The organism is Stomatohabitans albus (assembly GCF_036336025.1).
GTDB lineage: Bacteria > Actinomycetota > Nitriliruptoria > Euzebyales > Euzebyaceae > Stomatohabitans > Stomatohabitans albus.
The window spans coordinates 875,150-901,609 of the sequence record NZ_JAYKKE010000001.1 but is presented as its reverse complement, the minus strand read 5'-3'; the positions used below and the strand labels follow the sequence as shown (position 1 = coordinate 901,609).

General features: G+C 52.2%; 18 protein-coding genes, 4 tRNA genes and 2 pseudogenes. 4 read left to right on the top strand and 20 right to left on the bottom strand.

Going from position 1 to position 26,460, the window contains the following annotated elements; translation table 11 throughout:
• From VCU37_RS04080 to VCU37_RS03995, 18 genes and pseudogenes are all read right to left on the bottom strand, one after another.
• Positions 1 to 1,023 (bottom strand): annotated as a pseudogene (locus tag VCU37_RS04080) (hypothetical protein); the annotation flags it as partial.
• A gap of 341 nt (positions 1,024 to 1,364) precedes the next feature.
• Positions 1,365 to 2,510 carry a cell wall-binding repeat-containing protein gene (locus tag VCU37_RS04075; protein WP_336249337.1) on the bottom strand — a complete coding sequence of 382 codons (1,146 nt, stop codon included), beginning with the start codon at positions 2,508 to 2,510 and terminating at the stop codon, positions 1,365 to 1,367.
• 464 nt (positions 2,511 to 2,974) lie between these two features.
• On the bottom strand, positions 2,975 to 6,574 hold the full coding sequence (locus VCU37_RS04070) for a cell wall-binding repeat-containing protein (protein WP_336249336.1): 3,600 nt from the start codon (positions 6,572 to 6,574) through the stop codon (positions 2,975 to 2,977).
• A gap of 207 nt (positions 6,575 to 6,781) precedes the next feature.
• On the bottom strand, positions 6,782 to 7,198 hold the full coding sequence (locus VCU37_RS04065) for a hypothetical protein (protein WP_336249335.1): 417 nt from the start codon (positions 7,196 to 7,198) through the stop codon (positions 6,782 to 6,784).
• Positions 7,199 to 7,399: 201 nt separating this feature from the next.
• Positions 7,400 to 8,233, bottom strand: a complete 834-nt coding sequence (gene nusG, locus VCU37_RS04060; protein ID WP_336249334.1) for a transcription termination/antitermination protein NusG — start codon at positions 8,231 to 8,233, stop codon at positions 7,400 to 7,402.
• Between the two features lie 3 nt (positions 8,234 to 8,236).
• Positions 8,237 to 8,464, bottom strand: a complete 228-nt coding sequence (secE, locus tag VCU37_RS04055; RefSeq protein ID WP_336249333.1) for a preprotein translocase subunit SecE — start codon at positions 8,462 to 8,464, stop codon at positions 8,237 to 8,239.
• 58 nt (positions 8,465 to 8,522) lie between these two features.
• Positions 8,523 to 8,598, bottom strand: a tRNA-Trp gene (locus tag VCU37_RS04050).
• A 73-nt stretch (positions 8,599 to 8,671) separates the two neighbouring features.
• Complete coding sequence (gene infC, locus VCU37_RS04045; RefSeq protein WP_336249332.1) at positions 8,672 to 9,190, bottom strand: translation initiation factor IF-3; 519 nt, start codon at positions 9,188 to 9,190, stop codon at positions 8,672 to 8,674.
• Between the two features lie 191 nt (positions 9,191 to 9,381).
• Positions 9,382 to 9,454 (bottom strand) — tRNA-Met (locus VCU37_RS04040).
• A gap of 118 nt (positions 9,455 to 9,572) precedes the next feature.
• Positions 9,573 to 9,645, bottom strand: a tRNA-Thr gene (locus tag VCU37_RS04035).
• 60 nt (positions 9,646 to 9,705) lie between these two features.
• A tRNA-Tyr gene (locus VCU37_RS04030) sits at positions 9,706 to 9,787 on the bottom strand.
• A gap of 56 nt (positions 9,788 to 9,843) precedes the next feature.
• Positions 9,844 to 10,845: pseudogene (gene pta, locus VCU37_RS04025) on the bottom strand (phosphate acetyltransferase); the annotation flags it as partial.
• A gap of 558 nt (positions 10,846 to 11,403) precedes the next feature.
• Positions 11,404 to 12,867: an aldehyde dehydrogenase family protein gene (locus VCU37_RS04020; RefSeq protein ID WP_336249331.1), complete on the bottom strand. Its 1,464-nt coding sequence runs from the start codon at positions 12,865 to 12,867 to the stop codon at positions 11,404 to 11,406.
• A 9-nt stretch (positions 12,868 to 12,876) separates the two neighbouring features.
• A complete protein-coding gene (gene eutL, locus VCU37_RS04015; protein ID WP_336249330.1) occupies positions 12,877 to 13,536 on the bottom strand; it encodes an ethanolamine utilization microcompartment protein EutL in 660 nt (219 codons plus the stop codon).
• A 9-nt stretch (positions 13,537 to 13,545) separates the two neighbouring features.
• Positions 13,546 to 14,598 carry an ethanolamine ammonia-lyase subunit EutC gene (eutC, locus tag VCU37_RS04010; RefSeq protein ID WP_336249329.1) on the bottom strand — a complete coding sequence of 351 codons (1,053 nt, stop codon included), beginning with the start codon at positions 14,596 to 14,598 and terminating at the stop codon, positions 13,546 to 13,548.
• A 9-nt stretch (positions 14,599 to 14,607) separates the two neighbouring features.
• The gene (locus tag VCU37_RS04005; RefSeq protein WP_336249328.1) at positions 14,608 to 15,975 is read right to left on the bottom strand and encodes an ethanolamine ammonia-lyase subunit EutB; all 1,368 of its coding nucleotides are present in this window, start codon (positions 15,973 to 15,975) and stop codon (positions 14,608 to 14,610) included.
• Between the two features lie 66 nt (positions 15,976 to 16,041).
• Positions 16,042 to 17,475 carry an ethanolamine ammonia-lyase reactivating factor EutA gene (locus VCU37_RS04000; protein WP_336249327.1) on the bottom strand — a complete coding sequence of 478 codons (1,434 nt, stop codon included), beginning with the start codon at positions 17,473 to 17,475 and terminating at the stop codon, positions 16,042 to 16,044.
• A 3-nt stretch (positions 17,476 to 17,478) separates the two neighbouring features.
• Positions 17,479 to 18,636 carry an ethanolamine utilization protein EutH gene (locus VCU37_RS03995; RefSeq protein ID WP_336249326.1) on the bottom strand — a complete coding sequence of 386 codons (1,158 nt, stop codon included), beginning with the start codon at positions 18,634 to 18,636 and terminating at the stop codon, positions 17,479 to 17,481.
• Positions 18,637 to 18,806: 170 nt separating this feature from the next.
• Here VCU37_RS03995 and VCU37_RS03990 point away from each other — a divergent pair, with 170 nt between their 5' ends.
• Together VCU37_RS03990 and VCU37_RS03985 are read left to right on the top strand one after the other, a co-directional pair.
• On the top strand, positions 18,807 to 19,295 hold the full coding sequence (locus VCU37_RS03990; protein WP_336249325.1) for a YajQ family cyclic di-GMP-binding protein: 489 nt from the start codon (positions 18,807 to 18,809) through the stop codon (positions 19,293 to 19,295).
• Between the two features lie 59 nt (positions 19,296 to 19,354).
• The gene (locus VCU37_RS03985; protein ID WP_418896444.1) at positions 19,355 to 20,203 is read left to right on the top strand and encodes an SDR family oxidoreductase; all 849 of its coding nucleotides are present in this window, start codon (positions 19,355 to 19,357) and stop codon (positions 20,201 to 20,203) included.
• An 8-nt stretch (positions 20,204 to 20,211) separates the two neighbouring features.
• Here the strand turns inward: VCU37_RS03985 and VCU37_RS03980 are convergent, their stop codons facing one another.
• Positions 20,212 to 21,084, bottom strand: a complete 873-nt coding sequence (locus VCU37_RS03980; RefSeq protein WP_336249324.1) for a M48 family metalloprotease — start codon at positions 21,082 to 21,084, stop codon at positions 20,212 to 20,214.
• 771 nt (positions 21,085 to 21,855) lie between these two features.
• Positions 21,856 to 24,414 carry an ATP-dependent Clp protease ATP-binding subunit gene (locus VCU37_RS03975; RefSeq protein WP_336249323.1) on the bottom strand — a complete coding sequence of 853 codons (2,559 nt, stop codon included), beginning with the start codon at positions 24,412 to 24,414 and terminating at the stop codon, positions 21,856 to 21,858.
• A gap of 215 nt (positions 24,415 to 24,629) precedes the next feature.
• Here VCU37_RS03975 and VCU37_RS03970 point away from each other — a divergent pair, with 215 nt between their 5' ends.
• Both VCU37_RS03970 and VCU37_RS03965 read left to right on the top strand, forming a co-directional pair.
• Positions 24,630 to 25,427: a motility protein A gene (locus VCU37_RS03970; protein WP_336249322.1), complete on the top strand. Its 798-nt coding sequence runs from the start codon at positions 24,630 to 24,632 to the stop codon at positions 25,425 to 25,427.
• An 8-nt stretch (positions 25,428 to 25,435) separates the two neighbouring features.
• The gene (locus VCU37_RS03965; protein WP_336249321.1) at positions 25,436 to 26,344 is read left to right on the top strand and encodes a flagellar motor protein MotB; all 909 of its coding nucleotides are present in this window, start codon (positions 25,436 to 25,438) and stop codon (positions 26,342 to 26,344) included.
• Positions 26,345 to 26,460: the final 116 nt, after the last annotated feature.

Genomic DNA, 26,460 nt, shown 5'->3' with positions numbered 1-26,460 from the left:
CGCAGACCCATTCCCATACTGGCCACCAACCAAATTCACCACCGGACCAGCACCAGGCGTCGGAGTAGGCGTCGGCGTCGGAGTAGGCGTCGGCGTCGGCGTCGGGGTAGGCGTAGGCGTCGGCGTCGGAGTAGGCGTCGGGGCTGGGGTATTACCAGCCACAATCACAAACGTCGGCTTCACATGCGGACCCTCAACACCCTTCGTATCAGTCGCCCATAAATCAAGCGCATACGAACCAGGCTTCACACCCTTATCAATAGTCAACTCCCACGTGCCATTATCACCCGCACGCAAATCAAACCCAGCAACCGGATACCACCACAACTGACGCACCTTCGCATCAGGCGCCGTGGACACCGTAAAGCTCACCGTATGCGCAGACCCATTCCCATACTGGCCACCAACCAAATTCACCACCGGACCAGCACCAGGCGTCGGAGTAGGCGTCGGCGTCGGAGTAGGCGTCGGCGTCGGGGTAGGCGTCGGCGTCGGCGTCGGCGTCGGCAAATCAGGCTGATCGCTTGGTTCTGGGGAAGCGGTCGGGTAGTCAGGGATCAGATCAGGGAGGGATGGATCTGACTTTTCGTGCACAACAATCATCGTGCGGCTGCGACCAACGTTTCCATCACGGTCACGAGCTTCTAGATCCACAATCGTACGGTCAATAGGATTACGGAGCGGAACACGGATGTACCACTCGCCACCCTCAAAGACGATTTGAGCACCTGATGGAAGGTTCGGACTCGTAATCCTCAGTTCACTTACTGGCCGATCATCCCGAGCGTTAATTGCAACCAATTTAAAGTCACGGCGATTTCCGGTGGAAAAGGTCTCAAGATCATCTGGCCACATATGCGGGCTACGGATTGAATCCGCTGGGTCTTCAAGCGGACGCAGGCTGTCTCCAATTGGCTGCCACTGAGCAGATGCTGGTGTCGCGGGAACGACAGAAAGCCCTGATGTCGCAAGTGCCATCAGTAATGCAGCGGTTATAAGACTTTTGGATTGATCAAATTTCATATATACCCCTAGAGAGACGAACGGGTTACCGAGCGGACTCTCCTCAATTTGTTGAATTATGGATAGTGGATAAAGACGTTTCTTCTATGAAAGAACTCCGCTCATGCAACACTTGCTGTAACTATAGGCCAAGCGCTCCATAAGTCTCATTACTTAACGTATAGTTATCCTCTAACTACATGGAGTCCTTAAACGGGCTGAGCAGCACATAAATACACCCAAAGTTACCTGCAAATGGGCAAGACCCTTCGGCATGTCTCAGGGATTAATTGAAATAGTTTCATTATTGTGCAACAACACAATGAACCATTGGCCAATGCCGTCCAGTCAACCCACTTCAGTTAGCTTTCAAATGCCTTGGCCACCTGTTCAATACCCCTTTGATTGATAACGCGCTCACCACCGATAGCCCACAAGGTAATGAGTGGTCGGCCGCTTGTTTGCTTAATGAGGTAGCCATACCGGTCATCACCTGGTGCACCATTCTTAATAGGAAGGATGGGGGCAAGTTTTGAAACTGCGAATTGGCCGGCGGCCAGACCGTCGGCAGCCCCGGCATATGAAACCATCACGTAATCTTCAACCCCTTGAAAATGCTGGTTGACCACTTTCTCAGCAATCACTTGGGCATCTGTTGCGGCATGTGTTTCTGGAGGATTACAGGTGCCGTACCCGGGTTTGCAAGGGAAGCTGGTGAGGTTCAATTCATCCTGATCGGTTATCCGCTCCAATGTTGAATACGTGAACGATGTTAAAAACGGCTCCGGTCCGAGGATCGTTACCTTCTTGGGCTTTGTGCGCGCAATCCATTCAGCAACGGCTGGGTGTAAGCCTCCATCACGGGTTTCTGGAGCCACAAGGTGTACCGCATTTCGTTTACCCGCTAACGCTGAACTCACCATTCCAATGCCATAGTTCTGAGCAGGGGTAATAATGACCTCACTCACGGTGGTCAACACCCTCACTTCATCGGCGATCACCAAGGCTGTTTCCACTCGGGTCGGCCCAGCCAACCGCCTGGGTTTACCCTCTGGCACTAATGTACTGAGTTGATACTCAACATTTGTTGAGAGTGCTTCTTCACCGCCAACCAGACGTATGGTTCCCTCGGGTTTTAACAGCCTCCGCACCTCAGCCAATACTTCGGGCGTTAATCCGGCTTTCGGGCTCAGCAACACTGCTGCTTGGCGATTGGTTGTGTTAGACAACGCCATCAAGCTTGTGACTGAGATTGCATCCGGATAGTTATCACCGGATGCGATATAGACAACGTCGACCGTGTGGTCACGATGGAGTAATTGCGTCACCGTGATTGCAGTGCCATACCGGTCTGCACCTGCCAACCGATCCTGCCTTGCAGCACGAACGTCCTGGCTCATGACAGCTTCCCCAGCATGATCCGGTAATTCCGATGCATAGACCGACGTGACCATTGTTAGTACTAACAATGCTGCCATACCGGATACTAAAACAGAGAATCGGGTCATCACTGGCTCCATATATAAGGTCAACATTATTCATCTAATTGAACAATGTTCAATAACCGGCATTATTTGAAAACTATTTAAATAAACCTGTTTGTATTTACTACAACAATGCAATGTACCATCATCAGAAAATAAATAAAAATGAAACCCGGCCTTTCGGCCGGGCTTACGTTCTCTCTCTGCGTTAACTAGACAGTGGCTGGAGCTTCAATGTCTGCCAACACGCCTGCGAGCATGGCGACCATCAAACCGAGGACGCTGAGGGTGTTGATTTTCATGATGGCTCCTTTTGGGGTTTGCTTCTGCCTTGTTGGATAACACTGTGCCAGCCGACCTCTTGCGCAACCCAATAAAACACGCTTCGCACTACTACTATTACTTCCAGTAATGATTTGTGTATTAGGCAGCCCTTATTGACTAGAAATAGCCCAAGGTAGGTCGGAATACCTTGGGCAGAGATGAGCTTATGGTCTTGCCTCAACCGTATCCCATTGAATCTTGGTATCGCTTGCAAATAGGTGGTCACGCACATCAGGTGAGACCGCTTGAGGACCACCAAATATCATGGCGGACCTTAACTGCTTGCCTTTTACAAGGCTGGCCAGGTAGTCGCGTACCCGCCCATCACTTGATGTGGCTGGTGCAAGAACTAGGGGGGCACCCAGACGAGCTGCATCTACACCGCCAGCTAGAGCGTCAACTGTGTTCGCTTCCCGTGACGACGCAAGCGTTACAACGCGTACATTCTTATCAAAGAAGGTCATTGCGGTTGTCACTGACCGTGCGATGGGATCATTGCCTTCGATAAGCGTGGCGTTCGCCGCTTCCTTCACCGACTGGTCATAGGTGTACCGTTTGGTTACCTTGGGCAATAGCACCCCTTGGGTTTCTACAGGCACCTTGTTATTGGATGAATAGAGGACCGCGCCGGGGGTTACGTTACCCCCCGTCTTAAGCTGCGCCATGGCCACGCCAGCAACTAACGCATCACCCACATGCTTTTTATCAGCATCAATGATGGCTACGGTGGTGGGCTGTCCGAGGCGGTCATATACCGCAACTGCAGTACTAAAGCGGTTATCACCTTGCACACGCTCGAACTTGATAGTTGGGAGGGCTCCCTTCAGGGCTTCTTCAACACTAGGATGAATCGCAACCGGACCGCCCATCAGGACTATCCGACCGTCAGGTTTGATTGTCCGGGTTATTTCTTTGAGGGTCGCTGGATGCAAACTATCTGACTGGGTTAATAACACCGGGGCACCCATTTGGTGGGCTAGCGGTGTTGCTGCCACGGCATCAGCAACCTCATCAGCGCGGGCCAACACTATGGTGTCCAAGCTGGCGGCTTGAACATGCTGTTGGCTAATAGCCACGGCTGTTTCTACACGCGATGCACCCGAGATTTGAATCCCAGATAAGTCACCTGCGGGAGAAGGCGTTCCCGTGGGACTTGGCTGCGGCTGCGGCTGCGGCTGCGGGTTCGGGTTCGGATTCGGATTGGGGTTCGGATTCGGGTTGGGGTTCGGCGGGGGTGGTATCACCGCCTTCTTCACGTTGAAGGTCACTATTTTGGCATCCTGGCCAACGCCATCTTTGTCCTCAAAAACAACCGCAACGGTCGTGTTCCCTTCAGCAGTGGGCGTACCTACAAAGCTTGAGGACGCAATATCAAACGTGATACCTGGCGGTAAGCTGCCAGCAAGGTGGGGATAATCGCTTGGGAGAAGGCCTTCAAAGGTGACCTTGATCGGCGTAATCGCTTTACCCGCCTCAAACGTATAGTTCTCTTCGAGACCGATGATTTTGCGCGTTTGTAGTGGTTGGCCGCGTTGTGGATCAACCTGAATGACTACCCAGCGCGAAAAGGTACGCCCCTGCTTGTCAAACATCGTGATTAAAACGGGCTTTGGCCCTGTGGCCTTGCTTGTATCAAGGCGCATCCGCCAACGGTCGTGGTACTTGCGCACTGAAGCAACGGAGCCACCATAATCAATCCGGTACTGCAAGTCTTGGAAAGGAGCTTCACCCGCCTTGTGATACAGGTTGTAGGTGTTACGGAACGTGTCACCTTGGGCAGGCGCAATCGTTGTTTCCTTTACAAATCCAGGCCCCCGACGCATATCGATGTCAAAGGTGCCATGCACATAGGGTGCATCCGATGCAATCACTTCAATCTCGAACCCCATGCGGGCGAGCACGGTCCCTTTGGAATCTTTCAAGACCTGGCTAATGGGATAGGTACCTACCTTGGTTGGGATACCTTCGATATAGCCTCGCTTCGTTTTAAAGGTATTCGGACCAAGGCCATCGGGTAGGCCGGTCACTTCAACCGTGCCAGGACCGTGGGGTGTCTCTAACTGCAACACCATGATTTTGGGGATTGGTTGGCCGACACGCACAATTCGTTTAGCAGTTGGATGAATCCAAGGTGAACCCTTGTCTACATACACCTCGATAATCTTTGTACTCTTTGCACCCTGGGCGTCTTCAACCTCAATAATTGCTTCGTCAACATCAGCGATCTTGGTGTTGTCCACCATCAGATGCCAATGCCCTCCGTCCAGTTCCGGGCGCATCTTAATAAATTGAGACTCGACGCGAACCTTTAAGTCTTTTACCGGTGTGGTGTCGTCGGTAATATCAAGCTCGATTTCGGCTTCCCCATTGCCCTTGGTCACATGTTTATCAAAGGGGAAGTTCAGCACCGGCGGCTTGTTGGCTTGTTGAGCTACCGTGAAGGGAACGATCTTGGCATCTTGCGCTTCACCAGCGGCATTCTTGAAGGAAATAGCAACCTCAAACTCACCTGCGGTGACCGGAGTCCCCGATATGGTGTTGGTTGTTGGGTCGAACTTCAAGCCGCTTGGCAGCCCTTCAACCGTAAAGACATCACCAGGTTCCGCACTACTCGCTCGTATCTTCGCTGGGTTCATTGCCTTACCTGGTTCAAGGTTCAGCAAGTACGGAAGGTTGCGTAGCTCACGGGTTTTTAGCGGCTGCCCTCGTTTAGGGTCAACTTGAATAACCGTCCAATGCGACACTTCATTCTTACCGCCATCAACCATCGTCAGTTTGACTGGAATAGGCCCGGTTGCCTTATCCGTCTTGGTATACATGCGGTAGCGGTTGTGGTATTTGCGAACTGAAACAAACTCCGCACCCCGATCCACACGGAACGTTAAGGTGCCATAGGGCCACTCGCCGGCGGTATGGAAGAGGTTGTTCGAAGCCCGCCATTTTTCTCCAACAGCGGGTGCAATCTTGGTTTCCTCCTGGAAATTGAGTCCTTTGCGCATCGCTATGTTGAAATCACCCAACACCACCGGAGCATCTTCGGCTATAACATCAATTACAAAAGGCTGCTCGTATAAACGATTACCTCCAGAGTCCGTGAGAACCTGTGTGAGCTTGTACGTTCCTGGCGTTGTGGGTGTACCCGTAATCGTTGTCCGTTGAACACGCTGTTGTTGTGGGAAGGTTAAGCCAGGCGGAATATCCCCCTCAAAACTCACAAATCCCAAACCATTCCTTGCTTCCATCTGCATGACCATGATCGGACGAATTGCCCGATTAGCTCGCATGGTGTGATTCACGATGGGGTGTAGCCAGGGAGCATTATTGCTGACATATACCTCCAGCATCTTCTTGGTGATATTGCCGTCAGCATCTTCAACTTCGATAATGGCTTCATCGACATCGGCAATCTTGGTGTTATCAACCATCAAATGCCAGTGCCCATGATCAAATTCAGTCCGCATCCGTGTGAGCTGAGACTCGACACGCACCTTCAAGTCTTTCAAGGGCGTTTTATCATCACTAATATTCAGTTCATATTCACCTTCACCCGTGCCCTTGGGGATATGGGTTTCACTCGGAATGATCAGTGAAGGTGGATTACTTAAAACTGGTTGGGACCCGTTTCCAACGGGCTGAGTCCCGGTGCTTGTTCTGTTGCCTTGACTATGTATCACTACCGGCTGCGTGTCCGGTGGCGCCTGGGCTACAGCGGGCACCCCCAGCATTAGCAATCCTATCGTCATAAGTGCGGCCACAGGTTTCATACAGGTACCTCCGTCAACAAGAAACTGTTTTTGTCATGCTATTGCAGTTTCTTTAGTAAACCTAATCCTTCTGATAGCCATTTATTTCTTTTTAAGGAGAACCCTGATGACCAGGATTAATACTGGTACAGCGCAGTATTTCGAGCTCAAAACCACGAACCGCCTCATAGTGAGGCGGTTCGGGTGAAAGGAATCGAATGAAATGATTTAGTTGTGTTCGGCTGGAAGGATATTGACGATGTACTTCACATAGGCCCGGCCACCCTTACCGTTAGTTACACGAACGGTAACGCGGTGTACGCCGGGTTCCTGCGTTGCAGGAGCCTCGAAAACCACCAGATTGTTCTCAAGCGTCACCCAATCCAAGGGACGCCCTTGAAAGTGGTAGGTCAAGGGATTGTTGTTCGCATCAACGGTTGGCAAGCGTCGTGCCACAGTGGTACCCGCTTGTACGTAGATACGCCCACCCTTGAGACTGGCAGCTGAGTCCTCTTGCTGTACGACGCCGGCGGTCGTGGATGGTGCCGCGGTTGCCGGAGCTGCTGGAATGGCGACAAGCGCCCCACCAGCCAAGCCTAACGCAAGAGAAAGGGTTACCAGGTTCTTTGTAAATGAAAAGGCCATTATCAATGCTTTCAGTCGGTTAAATGAACTGTTAGAAACGAAGTCGTTCCGAACAGAACTGCGATGATGCATGTCTACCTACTCATTCACAATCTCAAGGAAACTTTAGTTTCTTTTTTGTAGACCTACGGATCATTCAACTACATCTCAAAACGTGAAAAACCCACCCTGTTCGGGTGGGTTTTCTCTACCTAGCTAACTCTAGGTCAGTTTGGCAACCTGATCGAAGGTTAGTTCAACCGGTGTTTCACGACCGAAAATCGATACCAATACCTTTAACTTGCCAGCTTCAGCATTGATCTCACTGATCGTTCCGGTGAAGTCTGCAAATGGACCACTGGTTACCCGTACATTCTCGTCAACATCGAAATCAATCGTTGTCTTTTTCTTGACCGGTTTGGCTGTGCCATCTGGGGTTTCGACCAATTCCTCTTCTGGCTCCCCGAAGAGTTCTTCTAGCTCCGCCCGACTTAGCGGTACAGGCGGAGTGGCCCGTCCAAGGGCAACCATGTTGGCACGGTTATTGTCTCCAACGAACCCGGTCACTGCCGGTGTGTCACGCACAACTCTCCACGTGTCATCATCAAAGTCCATACGCACCACGACGTAACCGGGGTACACCTTGCGTTTAACTTCTTTCTTCTTCCCGTTTTTAATCTCAACCGCATCTTCGGTTGGGATAATCACATCAAAGATACGGTCATCCATATTCATCGAGCGAACTCGACTCTCTAAATTGGACTTGACCTTCGCTTCATACCCACTGTAGGTATGAACGACGTAGAACTCGCCAGGAAGCAGCCACGGCGGCGTAACCCGAGGAGTCTCATCTTGATCGGTGTCTCCATCATGTGCTGAATCAGCAGAAGATACGTCATCGTCAGATTCACCATCGTCTTGGCGATCTAACTCAGCTTCCTCATCAACACCACCCGCGGCCGCAAGGAGATCGGTGAAATCATCCGTTGGTGCATCTACCGGTTCGTTGGCAGTGTCAATAGCTTCAAGCTCTTCGATATGTTCTTGTTCACTCATTGGTTATCCACCAAAAATCGTAAGGGCGAGCTGGCCAAATAGGTAATCCATTGCAACCACAAGGGCACCAACAACCACCGTAACGAGAATGACCATGAGGCTCATCTTGGCGACCTCCATTTTGGTCGGCCAGTACACCTTGCGTAATTCTTCACGAACCTGTTGCAGGTAGCCAAGTGGACCACCGGCCTTTTCGGGGGTGGCTACATCTTGTGTGGGAAGGTCACTCATAAGACTCACAACTCATCGCTTTGGTAAATAAAAGGGGCCTTGCGACCCCTAGAGTATGTGGCAGGGGCGGAGGGAATCGAACCCCCGACCTACGGTTTTGGAGACCGTCGCTCTGCCAATTGAGCTACGCCCCTATTTGGGTTCCTGCCTTGCAACCGAAATTGCAGACTCCCAAGTATTGCAGTTACCGTAGGAATCGGCAATGTCCTAGTTGTTGCCCTTGGGTGAAATCACCATTGTGGCAAAACGCCCCTGCAATCCACTCCGCGTTTCAACAATGCCAACATCGGCAAGATCCTCAGCCAGTTTGTCTAACTGTTGAAGCCCAATCTCCGGACGACGCAGTTCACGCATACGGAACATCACCTGGAACCGGACGCTGTACCCCTGCTGCAAGAACTTACGTGCCTGACGGACCTTGGTGTCAAAGTCATGATCGTCCGTCTTAGGGCGCATACGAATCGCCTTTTGACCAGTGGCCTTAGCATTTCGTTTTGCCTCGCGTGCAGCACGTTCTTGTTCATACAGATACTTGCCATAGTCCATCACCTTTGCCACTGGTGGATGGGCATTTGGCGCAACTTCCACGAGGTCGAGATCTACTGCCGCCGCCGCATCTAATGCAACTTTAAGCGGCACAATCCCGATCTGGTCGCCTTCCGGTCCGATGAGGCGTACATCTCGGGTACGAATCTCGTTATTAATCCTCAATTTAACGTCTGCCACGAATCTCCTTCTTTGGCCAGGTGGTTGGCAATATTTAGTTAATACCTACGTATCACCATGGTAACGCACCCGTACGGATGCGATCACAGAATGTCAGCAACGACTCTAAGATACTGGCCAGCAGATAAGCAAACTTGCAGACAAAATAACGAGAGGCCGACACCTGTCGTGCCAACCTCACGTTGATAGCGTAGCCACGGGTAGAATTGAACTACCGACACCTCGATTATGAGCCGAGTGCTCTAACCACTGAGCTACGTGGCCATGTACTACAAACAGTGTACCAGGTACCCCATACCCGTAAGGTATGACCCTTGCGGTTCGGGATTGTAAAGCCCACAGTCGTAGAGCTCAGAATCCCAGTGTCCGGGATCTAGTACCGAGCCCCCCAACGGAATCGAACCGTTGACCTTCTCCTTACCATGGAGACGCTCTGCCGACTGAGCTAGGGGGGCATTTGAAGGCAAAAGTCTGCCTCACTGGTTTGGTTTATGCAACCAGGATTTTAAAGTTCGTGGTGGGTGTAGGATTTGAACCTACGTAGGACAAGCCGAACGGTTTACAGCCGTTTCCCTTTGGCCACTCGGGCAACCCACCAGGGGCAAAGAAGCGTACCACGCGAAAAAGGATATGCACGCTTCTCTGCCGTGATCTTATTTCGAATATCCTGCCTGAACAGCGGTCATCGCAACAGTATTGACAATATCCGTGACGGTGCATCCGCGAGACAGATCATTAACCGGTTTATTCAACCCCTGGAGGAGTGGGCCAATCGCCACGGCACCTGCTGTGCGCTGCACCGCTTTATAGGTGACATTGCCACTCTCAAGGTCCGGGAAGATAAAGACAGTTGCTTTACCAGCCACCGGACTATTCGGGGCCTTAGATGCGGCGACTTCTGGATCAAAGGCGGCATCAAATTGCAGTGGCCCATCAAGGGGTAAGGTTGGATTTGCTTCTTTTGCCAGCCGTGTGGCTTCCACCGCACGATCAACGTCAGCACCCGTGCCAGACGAACCCGTCGAGTAGGACAACATGGCGACTCGGGGTTCAATACCAAAGGCCGTTGCTGTTTGGGCTGATTGCATTGCAATCGACGCCAAACCAACCGCATCGGGATTTGGAGTCACTGCACAGTCAGCAAACACCAGCACACGGTCGGCTAACGCCATAAGGAATGCGGCGCTTACTGACTTCATACCCGGTGCTGTCTTAATGACTTGCAAGGCAGGACGCACGGTTTCAGCTGTGGTGTGAACAGCGCCAGAAACCATCCCGTCAGCCAACCCGGTATGGACCATCAACGTTCCGAACCAGGTCACCTCATTGATGAGCTTTTCAGCCTGCTCATCAGTCATGCCCTTGTGTTTACGGGCTTCTACCAAGGCAGCCACAAGCTGAGGACGTAGTTCAGATTTCGTGGGGTCGATCAATTGGGCATTAGAGAGGTCCAACCCCAAATCTTCGCACCGCTCCATGATCGTGGACACCTCACCCAAGATCGTCAACTTGGCGACCTTCCGGGCAAGACATTTATGTGCAGCCGTCAAAATACGATCATCGGACCCTTCGCATAACACGATATGGCCTTGGACCTGACGGGCACGACTAACAAGGAGATGTTCAAAACGTTCAGGGCTCATCGGCGTTTCACGACCGGATACGCCATAGAGTGCTTCACCACCTGCGATATTCACCACATCGTCAGTCGTTGGTGAAGCCAGTCGGTATACCGGCACATTCGCCACCGTTGGGGCAGGGCCACTGCCACCAACAAGAATGATGGAGCGCAACAGCACATGGTCATCCTTGGCTGCAAGTGCCACATCTTTTGCCACGTTCACACAATCAGCCTGGCCGATGCACTCACCATCAGCGACAACAATCACTTCTGCCCCGACCTTGCTTGCCAAGCGGAGGTTTCGAGCAAAGGCCATCGGGTCGAAGTCTGCTGCCCCGTCAGTAGTTACAACGAGAACCTCGGACTCTCCCGTTATTTCCTCAACTGCGTCCAGAATGGTAGATGCAATACCTGGATGATCGGCCCGGCCAACCAAATGGTTGACCGAACCGGTCTGTGACACCTCGCCTTGACCAACCGTAAAAATACGGGCTGTTGTGCCTCCGGTCACTACCGCACCTGCCACAGCGGGCAGGGCAGAGGTAGGACCGTAGGTTGTGAGGAGTACTGTCATCGTGTCTCCAGTAACGGACTAGCTGCGCTTCAATTCAGCAACAACACGGCGTACGATTTCAGCGATTTGATCGCCTGAGCTCGCGCTACTTGGTTCACCCTGAACAGTGCGGGTATACGCATCGGGGTGTGGTTCACGTACCGGCCAAATCACGCGACGAACATTCAAGACATGGCGGAGCGTAACGTTATCGCTCGTCACCGCGCCACCAACCCCACCCGGGCCGATGGTGAATGTCGGGTCAATACCCGTCGTAGCTCCAGTAGCACCCAAGCTTGACCAGGTGTTCACCACAATCCGGTGCGCTGGTTTCTGATTAGCAAAGGCTTCAATGATGCTCATGTCTTCACAGTGCATAGCAAGTGAGTGACCATCACCACCGAACTTCAGGCATTCAATCGAACGTTCACAGCCTTCACGCCAATCCTTCACTTCCATGAAGCCGAGCACCGTCGTCAACTTTTCACGACTCAACGGACTGTTCGGCCCAATCTCATCAATGTCTGCAACAAGGATGCGGGCATCGTCAGGAACACTGATACCAGCCAACTCCCCGATACGTTTGGGCGTTTTTGCAACAAAGGAGGCATGCATCAGCCCGTTGGGGCGAAACATCATGCTGGCCAATTTGTCGGCTTCTTCTTTAGAAAGCCAGTGCGCACCCTTTGCCTTCATCTCCTCACGCAATTCCTTGGCAATGTTGGCGTGGGCGAATACCGCCTGTTCCGTAGCACAAATGGTTGAGCAGTCAAAGGACTTTGAATCGACGATATTGGCTGCTGCCGCTTTCGGAGATGCTGAACTGTCTACATAGACAGGCACGTTCCCTGGACCAACACCGATGGCGGGCTTACCTGCCGAGTGAGCCGCCTTGACCATACCTGGACCACCGGTGGCCAGAATCAGGTTCACGGCGTAGTGGTGGAAGAGTTCGTCCGTTCCTGACGGATGAACCTCAGTTACGCAGCTCACCAATCCTTTAGGCATCCCGGCCGCTTCACCAGCTTCAGCAATAACACGAATGGCTTCCGCAGTGCACTTCTTTGCCGTGGGGTGTGGAGCCAAGATGAAGGCATTCCGGGCCTTCACATTGATAAGCGTTTTAAAAATTGCGGTCGCCGTGGGGTTCGTTGATGGAGAAAGCCCCAGCACAACCCCTACCGGTGCGCCAAACTCAACAATGCGCTTTGCTTCGTCACGACGAATCTCACCGCAGGTTTTTTGATCCTTGATATTGTCCCAAACACCCTGCGCTGCAAGTTCGTTCTTCAGTCGTTTGTGGATTGGGTTACCGAACCCAGTTTCTTCGTGCGCCAACTGCCCTAAGCGAGCAGCGTTAGCCATTGCAGCGGAAACCATGGCTTCACAGATCCGGTCGACCGTCTCTTGGTCGGCCATAGCGAATGCCTTTTGCGCCTCTTTGGCACGAACAGCTAATTCACGTGCTTCTTGGATACTGCGAAGGTCTGCGTCAAAATCCATGGATGACTCCTAGTAGATACGCGGGTTGTTGGCGATTTCAATGACGCCATGTTGGAAGGCTTCTGCAGCTGCACGGCATGAGCTCTGTGAACCAGTGAGCCATGCTCCGGCGAAGTTCGTTTCACTAGGTGGACCGAACCATTCCTTTAATTCAACATCGGCTGCCTTTAACGCCAGGTCAACGGCATAGGTAGCCTCAAGCGGAGGCGCAATCAGATAGGCAAGGGGGTCCCCAAGCGGGATGCCCGCCTCCTTGGATAGGTAGCTTCCTGTACGACTGATGACGTGGGAGAAGCATGCAACACCTTCTTCTAAATCATCAGCAGCATAGAACCAAGCTTCGTTCTCCGCATAATCAATGGCAGCACGCAAGCCCGCTTCAGCCTCAGCCGGCGTCGGCGCGCTTAACATACCAATAACTTCACCACTTAGTGGGCCACTCGCGTTACCAGAACCAGCGTAGAAGCTTTTAGCATAGACAACCTCAACTTGTGCAGCCTTGGTGGCTTCATCGAGGGCAACATACAACGAGTCGTCGATATCACAGGTCAGGATCGCCAGGGAACGGTGACCATCGGGCATGCCGACGGCCTTGGCGTAGTCAGGTTGGACACGCGTCAAAATGCGCGTCGCGAGGATGGTTGGTTTGATGGGATCAAGAGTTGCCATGGTCCTCCTTTAGGCGATATCCGTGGCTTTGCGCAGCTCAACGCCGCTGGCCCCGTGGGTAAGAATCTTGGAAATAAAGTCCACCACATAAGCGCCAGCTTCAAGCGGGTTGGTACCGCCGCCGGTGGTGATCATGCACAGTAAGTCACGGTCTGCGTCTGACTTACCAGGTTGTGGGTCGTAGCCCATGTAGGCGCTCATCGCGTCTGCGATACCGAGACCAGGGCGTTCACCGATCAACAACACAACTGCCTTTGCCTTAATGATGGCGTTAATGTCATTGATGATGCCAACGCGGCAGTTCTCAACATAGAACGGTGTTCCAAGTGAGTACCCCGCCCGTTCGAACCCCTGAGTAAGCACCGGCATGATATCTGCCAGGTTGTGCTCGATTGCGGCTACGCTCAGTCCGTCACCAACCACAATTTGAACATCCGGGTTCTTTACGCACTTCTCGTCGATGGTCTTACGTGCTTCTGGAGACAGGAGACGGCCTTGGTCTGGGCGAAGCAAATATTCTGCACGGTCGGCCACATTGGTCTTGACCGTAAAGAGGTTAAAGGCTTCTTTGGTTGACTCCTCAACCTCACCATAGATGGCATCTTGTGCAACACCATGGTCAGCCTGGAACAACAACAATGTTTGTGTCTTCGGACGGTTCCCCGCACGGCCAACACCCAAACGAGCTGTTGTGGAGCCCACCAGGTTCTTCAAGCCTTCAGCATCAAGTGGGTCTTCAACGCCAACGGCGTACCGATACTGATCTTCGGTTGGATCAGGTAGATCGATTGAGAGTTCGAGTAATGATTCAGACGGCTTATCATCTTTGATGCCATTGCCCACTGAGTCGGGTGCGGTTGCAACAACCGTTCCAGATGTTTCATTTGCTGGGGCAGCGGGTGGTTCAGATGCCGGTGAAGGCGCTTCTACAGGAGCTGGTGCTGGCGCGGCCGCTGCGGGAGGTGCCGATGCAGCTTGTGGCGCTAAGGCGGGCTCCTCGTTTACAACGTCAGCAATAACCTGACGAACGAGATCAGCGAGTTCTTTGCTATTCAAATCCATAATGATGCCTTACTTGCTCAAGAAGAAGGAGGCGTCGCCGGCTTTATCGGTCAAGATGCCATCTTTGCTCAACCCAACGTTCTCCATCCATTCATCAAACTCAGGGAGTGGACGAAGACCAAGGGCATTTCGGATACTTGGGGCGTCGTGGAAACTGGATGTCTGATAGCTCAACATCGCATCGTCACCCATCGGAATACCCATCACAAAGTTGCCGCCTGCAGCCGCGAACAAGGTGAGCAGATTTTCGTTGTCGTTCTGGTCAGCCTTGGCGTGGTTCGTGTAGCACACATCACAACCCATTGACAGGCCAGCCAACTTACCCATGAAGTGGTCTTCCAACGCCGCACGGGTAATCTGCTTGGCGTCATAAAGGTATTCAGGCCCAATGAACCCCACCACGGTGTTGACCTGGAACGGATCCCAGTGACGGCACATCGCGTAGATACGAGCTTCCAATGTCAACTGGTCGGCGTCATTGTGTGCGTCAGCGCTCAAGGCAGAACCCTGACCAGTTTCAAAGTACATATAGTTCGGCCCTGGAGTCCAGCAGTATTTCTTCGCCAGTTCGTAGGCTTCACTCATCGTGTCGATGTCCACACCAAAGGACTTCATCGCCTTTTCACTACCAGCAAGCGACTGGAAGACGAGGCCAACTGGGGCACCACGCTTCAAGCATTCCATTTGGGTTGTGACGTGGGCGAGCACACAGTTCTGGGTAGGGATTTCCCAACGGTCGATGACACCATACGTCATTTCAAGTAACCGACTCACTGAACCCACACTGTCATCAGACGGGTTAATCCCGATCACCGAGTCGCCAGAGCCGTAGCTCAACCCGTCGTAGGTAGCGGCACGAATACCATCCACGTCATCAGTGGGGTGGTTAGGCTGCAAACGAGACCCGATCGTGCCACGGAGACCGATGGTGTTATTGCAATGTTTGACGACACGCACTTTATTGCCGGCCAGAATCAAGTCCATGTTGGACATCAGTTTGGCAACGGCAGATAGCATCTCACCGGTTAGTGCCATGGAGACACGAGCCACCTGTTTCGGGGTTGTTTTGTTGCTTAAGATCCATTCACGGAACTCACCAACGGTCCAACCCTTGATCTCGTCGTAGATCGTTTCATTTAGGTTGTCGTCAATATAACGGGTGACTTCATCATCCTCGTAAGCAATGACAGGATTCTCACGGAGCACCTGCAAGGGCACCTCAGCAAGAACACCCTTTGCGGCTACGCGTTCAGCCGACGACGTGGCAGCAATACCTGCCTGCTGATCACCTGACTTTTCTTCATTGGCCTTTGCCAATAGTTCTTTGATGGAGCCAAACTCATAGGTTTGGCCAAATAATTTGGTCCTTAACAGCACTGCTTCTCCTCAATACAGCGGACAAAATAGGTTTTCATACTCCGGGCATCTAACGCAAATCGGAGCTTAATCTTTGGTGTAGAACACCAGGGTCTTAACACTTACAGGAACAATCGTCTGGTCAAACAAGGGTTCACCAACATCTACCCAGTCACCTTCGCCCAGATGCACCTGATCCACAACAATGAGTGGGTTCGAGATGCCTTCTGCCCGGAGGGTCTGGCCCAGTACCTTGGCGTGGTCATGTTCCAAAACCACAATTAATGGTTCATCAGCCACACCGATTGCACGCATGTGCACGGCAAGGCCTTGAGCCAGAGTCTGTAATTGATTCCAGTTCAATCTGGCCGGTAGACGCGGTGCAATCGCAGCGCTTTGCGGGGCGCCATCGAACCGGTCAATGGCATCCTGACAGGCCTGAGTAACAACCGACGCATCCGACAAGTCATCAATCTCAGGGACAATGACCGGCACATTGGCAATAGGCAATGTAGCCCCGTCGATGAAAATCGTTGAACCACTCATCGTGACTTGTTGGCTTGCCGCACCCATCACCGTCGCCCGAAGGGTTTGTTCGGGGATCAAGATGTTCAGTTGGGAAAGCCGCGGATGTTGACGAATGGATTCAGCGAACAACGGTCCGATATCACCAAAGCGAGCGATGTGCTCCAGGGTGTATGGGCCGTAGTCTGTATCCAACAAATGCCCTACCCCACCACTAATAAATACCGCTTTAGGCGGGGTAGGTAGTGAATACGGCGGTGTTAATTGAACCTTGTCTCCCAAGTGATGGGCTTCACCGAGAACCAAATCAGCAACGACCTCTGCCATTTCATCACAGAAGCGTCGCAGTTCGCCCAGATCTGGCTGTTGTCCAACCTTCAGGTTCAACCCAAGATCCGCAATAATCGCCTCACCGGGAGGATTGATGTGAACGATAACGCCGGTGTTGGCATCAAGGGTGATCTGGCGACCACCCACCATTGATGCAGCGCTCGTCACGTGTTTGCCAGCAGTAAAGACGGCTGCGTTTGCGCTCCCCCCACCGATGTCCACATTAACAACAGTGGTGAAATACTCCGAGGAATATGCACATGCTCCCGATCCGCGCCCCGCGATGGAGGACTCCAGATTAGGACCGGCCACGCTGACAACAAAGTCCCCGGCCATCTCGCTCAATCCCGCGAGGATGGCCGCGGCGTTGTCCTTGCGCGCCGTCTCACCCGTGATGATGACGGCGCCGGTTTCTACGTCCTCTGGTTTGATACCAGCTTGTTTGTACTCACCAAGTACAAACTCCCGTAGTTTATGGACGTCTACTTCCGTTGGGCTTACCAACGGGGTGATGATTGGTTCGCTCTGGTAACGAACTACCGACTCGGTGACATCAAGCTGGGGCATAAACCCCGGACGCGCGGTATTTGTAACCTTCAGGTCACTTACAACAACCTGTGAGGTCGTTGTTCCGACATCAATGCCGACACTCACCAAGCTTGACACGGATTAGCCCTCCACAGCCTCAGCCACCGTTGCGTCCTCGTCTTCACCGATGTGGTTATCTTCTTCGGTAGCTGGACCATACGAACGACTAAACAAGATGTAGGCAACAATCACACCAGTAATACCAGCGACTAACTTGCCACTAATCATCGGAGCAATCATTTCACGGTCAACCCCAGCAGTGAATCCAAGGTGGTCACCAAAGGTGAAGGCGGCACTCACCGCAAAGGCAGCGTTCAATATCTTGCCTCGGGCATCCATGTTCTTGTAGATCTCGAACATGGGAATGTTATTTGCCAAGGAGGCAATCATGCCGCCTGCCGCCGCGTCGTTAATCCCAATCAGTCGACCGGCATGGCCCAATGGTTTGCTCAATAGCTTCACGATTAAATGCACCGCTGGGAATGCCCCAAGTAGCACCATGGCAATAGAACCAACAATCTCAAGACCGTCAGTTGGTGGCGCCAAATCCCAACCCGGAGGGGTGATCTTGGTGCTGGTCATGAATTCAAAAACCGAAATCGTCAAGCCGATGGCGATGAGGGAGGTCAATCCCTTACCAAAGATTTCAAAACCCTTTGTCATGGCTTCGGGAACGAGCCACAGACCGATCGCAATCGCCACTGCTGCAATCACAATGGGGATTAGGTTCATCAGCACCATCATCATTGGGAAGCCTGCAACCATACCGCCGACGAATACCCCGATGGGGATCGTGACGATGCCAGCCAGCACACCTTTCGCAAGATAGCCGCGGTCTGATTTATCAATGATGCCTAACGCAACGGGAATCGTAAATACAATTGTCGGGCCCATCATGGCACCCAAAATTAAACCGGCGAGACGCCCTGCATCAGGATCTTCTGCCAGTTGAAGTGCTAGTGGATAGCCACCCATGTCGTTGGCCAACAGTGTGGTTGCAAACATGGAAGGATCCGCCCCGAGTGCCCCATAAACAGGCACAACGATTGGAGCGAGCAGCTTGGCGAGCACAGGCGCCAAACTGACCACACCGACCATGGCGAGGGCGAGGGGCCCAAGCGCCATGAAACCTTCTTCAAACTGCTTGCCAAGACCAAAACGGTTTCCAATCGCAAAATCAATGCCACCGGCAACCATACAGATCATCAAGATCCAAATAATGACCTCGTTAATACTCATATATCCCTCTCGCTCTCTTCGCCTATACGGACGATCGCCCACCAGACAAACACATATGGGCATGAAATAGCAAATTGACCAGCAGATTTACACAAACGTGCTGAAAGATTTTCTTTTGTTGAACGTATCGCTGTTACGAGCGTGGTATCTCTACGGCCTACACTTCAACTATGGCTCAAAACTCATTTGATGTGGTGGCAGAAGTCGACCGCCAAGAAGTAGACAACGCAGTTCAGCAAACGAAAAAAGAGGTCGCTCAGCGTTTTGATTTTAAAGGCGTCAACGCGAACGCCGAGTGGAAGGGCGATCAGATCGTCCTGAGTGCCAATAGCGAGGAACGGGTGAAAGCGGTGCTTGATGTCTTCCAAACCAAGGCTGTCAAGCGGAAACTTAGTTTGAAGAGCTTTGTAACAGGTGACCCTGTTGCTGGTGGGCAAGGGATATATCGCATCACCATCGATTTGGTCGCCGGTATCCCAACTGACAAAGCCAAGGCCATGGTGAAAATTATCAAAGCCTCAAAACTGAAGGTAACTCCGGCCATTCAGGATGACCAACTCCGTATCACATCGAAAAGCCGTGATGAACTACAAGAAGTTCAAGCACTATTGCGGGCTAATGACCAAGACTTGCCGCTGAAGTTTACGAACTACAAGTAAGGTGACGGGCGACTGGATGCCGTTGCCCGTTATTCGTTCACCCGAGATCAGGAGGAATCATGTCTGAAGGAGCTGCACGTCCGATTACTGAATCCGATTATGTAGAAGGGGTGGGTAATAGCGGTATCACTGAACCCACCCGCTTGGCACCAATGACCCCTGGCCTTGCAGTGGTGACCGGAGCAAGTAGTGGGATTGGTTGGGATACCACCGTTGCCCTACGCGCTGCCGGTTGGGACGTCATTGCGGTGGCACGCCGTGCCGACCGCCTTGCCGCGCTTGCCAAGGTAACTGGCTGTTACGGGTTTGTAGCTGACCTCGCCGTTCCAGAGCAGGTTGAGGCACTTGCAGATTATGCCCAAATCATCGGGCCCGTTCGCGCCCTCGTGAACAATGCTGGTGGGGCCATTGGGTTGGATAGCGTCGCTGAGGGCAACCCCGAAGGGTGGGCCAAAATGTATGAGATGAATGTCCTCACCGCCCTCAATACAACCAAGGCCTTCTTGCCGGGCCTTCGTGAACGTGGTGGTGACGTGGTGTTTGTGACCAGCATCGCCGCACTGGATACCTATCCCAATGGTGCAGGATATACCGGTGCCAAACACGCGGAAGCAATGCTGCCGCGTACGTTACGATTAGAGCTTCTTGGGGAACCAGTCCGCATTATTGAAATATGCCCTGGCCTGGTACAAACCCCCGAGTTCACCCTTAACCGCACTGGTGATGTGGACTTTTCAGAGTCGCTCTATCAGCGTGTCAATCACCCTCTAGCTGGTGCTGATATTGCAGAGGGAATTGTGTGGGCACTCGGGCTGCCACCAAATGTCAATATCGACCAGATGGTGATTAAGCCCGTGGAACAATCCAACGGGTACACGCTCAAACGCCTCGACCAGCCCATCCAGTAGCCAAGCGCTTACTGAGCTACCCCCATCTGACGAGCAATACTCTTCAAATTTTCGACACGGGTGTCGGTGTCTGGGTGCGTTGAAAATAGCTTATTCACAAACTGTCCATTGAATGGAGCCGAAATATAGAGGCTCGCAAACGATGGACTCGTTTCTGCCGGTGAAGCTTGGAGCTGATTGCGTGCCAGCAGTTCATTGTTACGTCCTTGAAGCTTGAGGAGCGCATTTGCTAACGCCAATGGTTTTTGGCACAGCATGGCACCACTTGCATCGGCAGCGGTTTCACGGCTACGGGTAATCGCGAGTTGGATGATTGTTGCCGCAATTGGCGCTAAGAAGACCATAAGCAACGAGCCGATTACCCCAACACCGTTCTGCCGGCTGCGGCCACCAAAATAGAAGCCCATGCGTGCCGCAAATGTCACCACAGAAGCCAACGTGGCCGCAATCGTACCAATAAGGATGTCACGGTTGTACACATGGCTGAGTTCGTGTGCAAGGACCCCTTCCATCTCATCTTTCGTTAGCAGCGGAATGAGCCCACGGTTCACACACACAGCAGCATGTTTAGGACTCCGGCCAGTTGCAAACGCATTTGGCTGGGGGCTGGGGCTCACATACAACCGTGGCATAGGCTGTTTGGCCACCGCCGCAAGCCGCTCAACAATCTCGTACAAGTCTGGGGCTTGTTCAGGAGTAACCGGCTCAGCTTGAGCCATCTTTAAAGCAATCTTGTCACTGGCCCAGTACGAGCCCACATTCATTGCAATCGCAATACCCAGGCCAAGGATCAAACCTGATCGTCCACCCATGAGCTGACCGATCAATAGCACAAGTCCACTCAGCAAGCCAAGCAAAATAGCGGTCTTTAACCCGTTCATGTGTTCTCCTCATTAGATGGAGACCCCATTCTGGCAGGGTAAGGCATACAAAACCAACCCGATCTAAGGAGTATTACCGAACATTAACCATTCCAATGGCGCTGACATTCGCATCACACTTCACTCCTACAACATGGAGTAATTGCCCATATTTTGAAGGGCATGAACAGATGAACAAATCACTCAACAACTATCTCTTTGCTCAGGAGAAGATAGAAAGACTATTAGGCACCATCTCGAAGAACCTAATCAATACCATATTGCACAGTGCTGTTCCTATACCCAACAATACCTATACAATAAGATATATAGAGAAAAATCATTCAATACGAATCATATAATTCATTTCATCGCATGCCCGACAAGCAGCGTAGAGAGGCAAGGAGGCATCAAGATAGGGGAGCAATATGCCTCAACATTATCTCTCGAATACTATTAGGCAAGTAGGTTGCATCCCTCCAAGAATATGTTGAAACTAATTTATGAATTATTTCAAGCATACCATCTCAAAGACTTCAATCCACTTACTCCCATCACATAGCCCATTATCTAAATGCCATATACGGTATATAGATGAACACTTACCATATTGACTAAGCAATAATAACTTATACACTTAAAATATTTTAGCAGGAACTATGTAAAATAAAGAAAACTGGCCATAGACAAGTTGGGTTTGAATATCAGTACCTCAGAACAGTTACTAACTCCGCAAATAAACAATCCTCACACCGATATACCAGTGTGAGGATTGAAGGTTAGAGCAACTCGCTAGTCAACCGAGTCAGAGCCAGACTCTTCTACCGGCTCATTACTTGTCTCTTCGAGGACCTCAGCAGCAGTTTCAGGAATAAGCGGTGCACTCACCGAACGAAACACCAAATCATCATCCTCAAGATCAACCATAATCAATGAATTTGGCGCAAACTCATTGAACAACAGTTTCTCACTCAACGGATCTTCAATCTTTGATTGAATCGTGCGGCGCAAGGGGCGAGCACCCAAGCTCACGTCATAGCCCGTCTTACTCAACCACTTCTTTGCCTCATCGGTCAGCTCAATATCGAGTTCACGTTCGCGCAACTGGTCACGCACACGCTTCATCATCAAGTCAACAATCTGACCAACCTCATCTTGGGTCAACGGATGGAACACAATGGTCTCATCAATACGGTTCAAGAACTCCGGCCGGAAGTGGCGCTTCAGCTCTTCATCCACCTGTGCCTTCATCTGGGCGTACTCATCCTCATGGGTTGGTGCAGCCGCAAACCCAGCCGGTGTTTTACCCAGGTTTCGACTCCCCAAGTTAGAGGTCATAATCAAGATCGTATTCTTGAAGTTCACCTGTTTGCCCTGGCTATCCGTCAAGCGCCCGTCTTCAAGAATCTGCAACAAGATATTGAACACATCAGGGTGCGCCTTCTCAACCTCATCAAATAAGACCACCGAGAACGGACGACGACGAACCAGCTCCGTGAGCTGCCCACCTTCGTCAAACCCTACATAGCCAGGAGGAGAACCGATCAAACGGCTCACAGAATGCTTTTCCATGTACTCAGACATATCCAAGTGAATGAGTGCATCCTCATCACCGAATAAGAACTCAGCCAAGGTTTTCGCCAGCTCAGTTTTCCCAACACCAGACGGCCCAAGGAAAATGAACGACCCACCAGGCCGCTTCGGGTCATGTAAGCCGGAACGGGTACGACGAATCGAACGGCTCACCGCCTGAATTGCCTCATCCTGGCCAATAATGCGCTTATGGAGCTCATCCTCCATACGCAATAGCTTCTTCGTTTCTTCCTCAGTCAACTTAAAGACCGGAATGCCCGTCCACGCACTCAATACCTGAGCAATTTCGTCCTCATCAAGTACACCTACCTCGGTATTACGGGCTTCCTTCCAAGCAGCTTCACGTGCGGCACGCTGTTCAAGAATCTTGCGTTCTTCATCACGCAACGCAGCTGCCCGTTCAAAGTCCTGGTCATCAATCGCCTTTTCCTTTGCCTTGCGGGCTTCGGCGGCTTTCTCATCCATTTCCTTCAACTCAGGCGGTGCAGTCATCCGGCGAATACGCATCCGAGACCCTGCCTCGTCAATCAAGTCAATCGCCTTATCAGGCAAGAACCGGTCTGCGATATACCGATCAGCCAAATTGGCCGCTGCCACTAACGCATCATCAGTGATGGTCACCTTGTGGTGATCCTCATACCGGTCACGCAGACCCTTCAGAATCTCAATCGTGTGCTCAATCGAAGGCTGCTCAACCGTAATCGGCTGGAACCGGCGCTCTAAGGCCGCATCCTTTTCGAGATGCTTGCGATACTCCTCCGTTGTGGTTGCCCCAATCGTCTGCAGCTCACCACGGGCCAGCATCGGCTTCAAAATAGAGGCAGCATCAATCGCACCCTCAGCCGCACCAGCACCAACAAGGGTGTGTAACTCATCAATAAAGAGGATGATGTCACCACGCGTTGTAATTTCCTTGAGTACCTTCTTCAAGCGTTCCTCGAAATCACCACGGTAACGGCTACCCGCCACCAGAGAACCCAAATCCAACGTGTACAGCTGTTTATCAGCAATCGTCTCAGGTACCTGACCAGAATCAATCAGCTGAGCCAGACCCTCCACAATCGCAGTCTTCCCGACACCAGGTTCACCAACAAGCACCGGGTTGTTCTTATTACGGCGACTCAGCACCTGCATAACCCGTTCGATTTCCTTCTGGCGGCCAATCACCGGATCAAGTTCTTTATTGTGCGCCGCCATGGTCATGTTGCGCCCAAATTGGTCAAGTACCGCAGAACCCTTCGATTCAGATCCATCGCCTGAGCCACCACTCACACTGGCCTTGGGGCCCTTGCCTTTGCGCGAACCTTCACCGCTTTCTTGTTCATATCCACTCAGTAGCTGAATCACTTGCTGGCGCACACTCGGCAGATCAGCACCAAGCTTTTGTAAGACCTGTGCGGCAACACCCTCACCCTCACGGATAAGCCCAAGCAAAATATGCTCAGTCCCGATGTAGTTATGGCCCAGCTGAAGCGCCTCACGCAAACTCAGCTCAAGTACCTTTCGGGCACGGGGTGTAAACGGAATATGTCCTGCCGGAGCCGTCTGGCCCTGGCCAATAATTTCTTCAACCTGTTCGCGCACGGCCTCAAGGCTGATACCCATAGACTCAAGAGCCTTAGCCGCAACACCCTCACCTTCATGAATCAGGCCAAGAAGGATGTGTTCTGTCCCGATGTAGTTGTGGTTAAGCATCCTGGCTTCTTCTTGGGCCAGGACAACAACGCGACGGGCGCGGTCGGTAAAGCGTTCAAACATTGGAACCTCAGTTCGTTGGTCACAATCGTAACTATCAATGGTACCCAGGTTCGCCGCTCTTAAATACGACACTTTTCCGGAGATGTCAAGGGTGATCGTACAAGCAGCTCAAAACGTTCCTTATATTGCGCAACCTACTGCCGATGGATTGCCCGAGCTTCCTCACGGGGAGTAGTCAGGACGGATCCGACGAAGGTAGAAATAAAGGAACATTCATGGATTTAGCACTGTTGGGCGGAATGCTGATTGCAGTGTTCTCAATTATTGCAAACGTGCTGTGGGATGGAAATAGCTTTGCGGTGCTTTGGGGCGCTTCCTCAATGTTCATCGTGGTGCTTGGTTCACTTGGTTGTGCCGTTGCATCCTCATCGTTGGATACGAACAAGGCAATTGGAAAAGCCTTCAAAGAAGGTATTCAACCACCAGACTTCAATATTGATGGGATGGTTACCGTCATCGGTCAGCTTGCTGATATTGCCCGCCGTGAAGGTGTACTCGCCTTAGAAAGCAAAATCGCCACCCTCGAAGACAAGTTCTTAGCCCAGGGTGCGCAGATGATCATCGACGGCATGGACTCTGAACGCGTCGAAGAAACGATGTATATCCGCATGGAAACGGCCAAAGCTCGCCGTAAGAACCTCGTCTCCTGGTTCGAAGCATGGAGTGGGTTCCTCCCCTCATTCGGGATGATCGGCACCGTAGTGGGGTTGGTCAACATGCTCCAGAACCTCAGCGACCCCTCACAGCTCGGAGCAGGTATGGCCGTGGCCCTATTGACCACCCTGTATGGCGTGCTGTTGGCCAACATCATCGCCAACCCCTACGCCGCCAAGCTGACCGCCATCATGGAAGATGAACAGACGGCGATGAAAATTACCCTTGATGGGGTATTGAGTATCCAGGCAGGTATGAGTCCCCAGATGCTCGTTGAACGACTTGAAAGCTACCTCGACCCGGCACAGCAAATCGGTTACAGCGACCGCATGGCCGAAGCCGCCCCACTCGTAGCCTAGGGTGCATCATGGCTAAACGGCACGAATGTCCTCCTCCACCCAAACGCACCGACGCATGGATGGGCACCTACGGTGACATGGTCACGCTCCTCATGGCCTTCTTCGTCATGCTCTTTGCCATGTCCTCAACTGATGTGACCAAGTTTCAGGCCCTCCTCAGCGGTTTGGCCATGCCTTTTGGGAACACTGCCTACTTTGATGGCACCACCGGCTCAGCAAACGGTGAACCGCAGATCATCGAACGGCTCGGCGATAACGGCAAGTCCGAAGAAAGCCATGACTCAGACAAAGACCAGTCCAACCAACAAAACTCCAACGATGTGATGGACGGCCAAAACAGCATTCTCGAAAACGGCCAAACTCCGGCCGAACAGCTTATGCAAGTCGAACGCGAACTCCAGTCCGACGTTGCTGGCAAACTCCAAGAGTTAAACCTAGACGGATTGAGTGCAGATATTCGTGATGACGCTCGTGGCCTTGTCATCGACTTAGACACCGACAACGTGCTCTTCCAAACAGGTTCCTCAACGCTTACCAAAGCCGGCGAGGAGTTGATCGCGTCTATCGCCCCAGAACTCATTGAAACCCCAAACACGATTGTCATTGAAGGACACACTGATAATCAGCCCTTCTCAGGTGGGAGCTACGACAACTGGAATCTCGCGGCTGACCGCTCCGTGTCGGTGTTAAAAGCCCTCGTGAAGAATGGGTTACCCCCTGAACGGGTGAGTGCCACGTCCTATGGTGAAAGCCGCCCCAAGGTACCCAACGACTCCCCCGAAGGCCAGCGCGCTAACCGCCGCGTTGAAGTACTCCTTGTGAGCCTAGACCAAACCACCGGCCCCCAAGAGCCAAAGGCCAGCCCAGCCCCACCTAAGGACATTCGCCCACAAATCGCGCCGAGTTCTGGCCGATAGGCTCACATCCGAGTACGGACACAGCTCGTGGGCATAGTCTGCCTGGGCACCACCGCACCCAGGCACGTGCACACTCTGGCACGGTCGCGGGCATTGCCTGCCTGGGCACCACCGCA

Bases quoted from the DNA above. Each gene is read 5' to 3' on its own strand.
- VCU37_RS04075 (WP_336249337.1), bottom strand. From the start codon at position 2,510: ATGACCCGATTCTCTGTTTTAGTATCCGGTATGGCAGCATTGTTAGTA.
- VCU37_RS04070 (WP_336249336.1), bottom strand. From the start codon at position 6,574: ATGAAACCTGTGGCCGCACTTATGACGATAGGATTGCTAATGCTGGGG.
- VCU37_RS04065 (WP_336249335.1), bottom strand. From the start codon at position 7,198: ATGGCCTTTTCATTTACAAAGAACCTGGTAACCCTTTCTCTTGCGTTA.
- nusG (WP_336249334.1), bottom strand. From the start codon at position 8,233: ATGAGTGAACAAGAACATATCGAAGAGCTTGAAGCTATTGACACTGCC.
- secE (WP_336249333.1), bottom strand. From the start codon at position 8,464: ATGAGTGACCTTCCCACACAAGATGTAGCCACCCCCGAAAAGGCCGGT.
- VCU37_RS04020 (WP_336249331.1), bottom strand. From the start codon at position 12,867: ATGGATTTTGACGCAGACCTTCGCAGTATCCAAGAAGCACGTGAATTA.
- eutL (WP_336249330.1), bottom strand. From the start codon at position 13,536: ATGGCAACTCTTGATCCCATCAAACCAACCATCCTCGCGACGCGCATT.
- eutC (WP_336249329.1), bottom strand. From the start codon at position 14,598: ATGGATTTGAATAGCAAAGAACTCGCTGATCTCGTTCGTCAGGTTATT.
- VCU37_RS03995 (WP_336249326.1), bottom strand. From the start codon at position 18,636: ATGAGTATTAACGAGGTCATTATTTGGATCTTGATGATCTGTATGGTT.
- VCU37_RS03990 (WP_336249325.1), top strand. From the start codon at position 18,807: ATGGCTCAAAACTCATTTGATGTGGTGGCAGAAGTCGACCGCCAAGAA.
- VCU37_RS03985 (WP_418896444.1), top strand. From the start codon at position 19,355: ATGTCTGAAGGAGCTGCACGTCCGATTACTGAATCCGATTATGTAGAA.
- VCU37_RS03980 (WP_336249324.1), bottom strand. From the start codon at position 21,084: ATGAACGGGTTAAAGACCGCTATTTTGCTTGGCTTGCTGAGTGGACTT.
- VCU37_RS03975 (WP_336249323.1), bottom strand. From the start codon at position 24,414: ATGTTTGAACGCTTTACCGACCGCGCCCGTCGCGTTGTTGTCCTGGCC.
- VCU37_RS03970 (WP_336249322.1), top strand. From the start codon at position 24,630: ATGGATTTAGCACTGTTGGGCGGAATGCTGATTGCAGTGTTCTCAATT.
- VCU37_RS03965 (WP_336249321.1), top strand. From the start codon at position 25,436: ATGGCTAAACGGCACGAATGTCCTCCTCCACCCAAACGCACCGACGCA.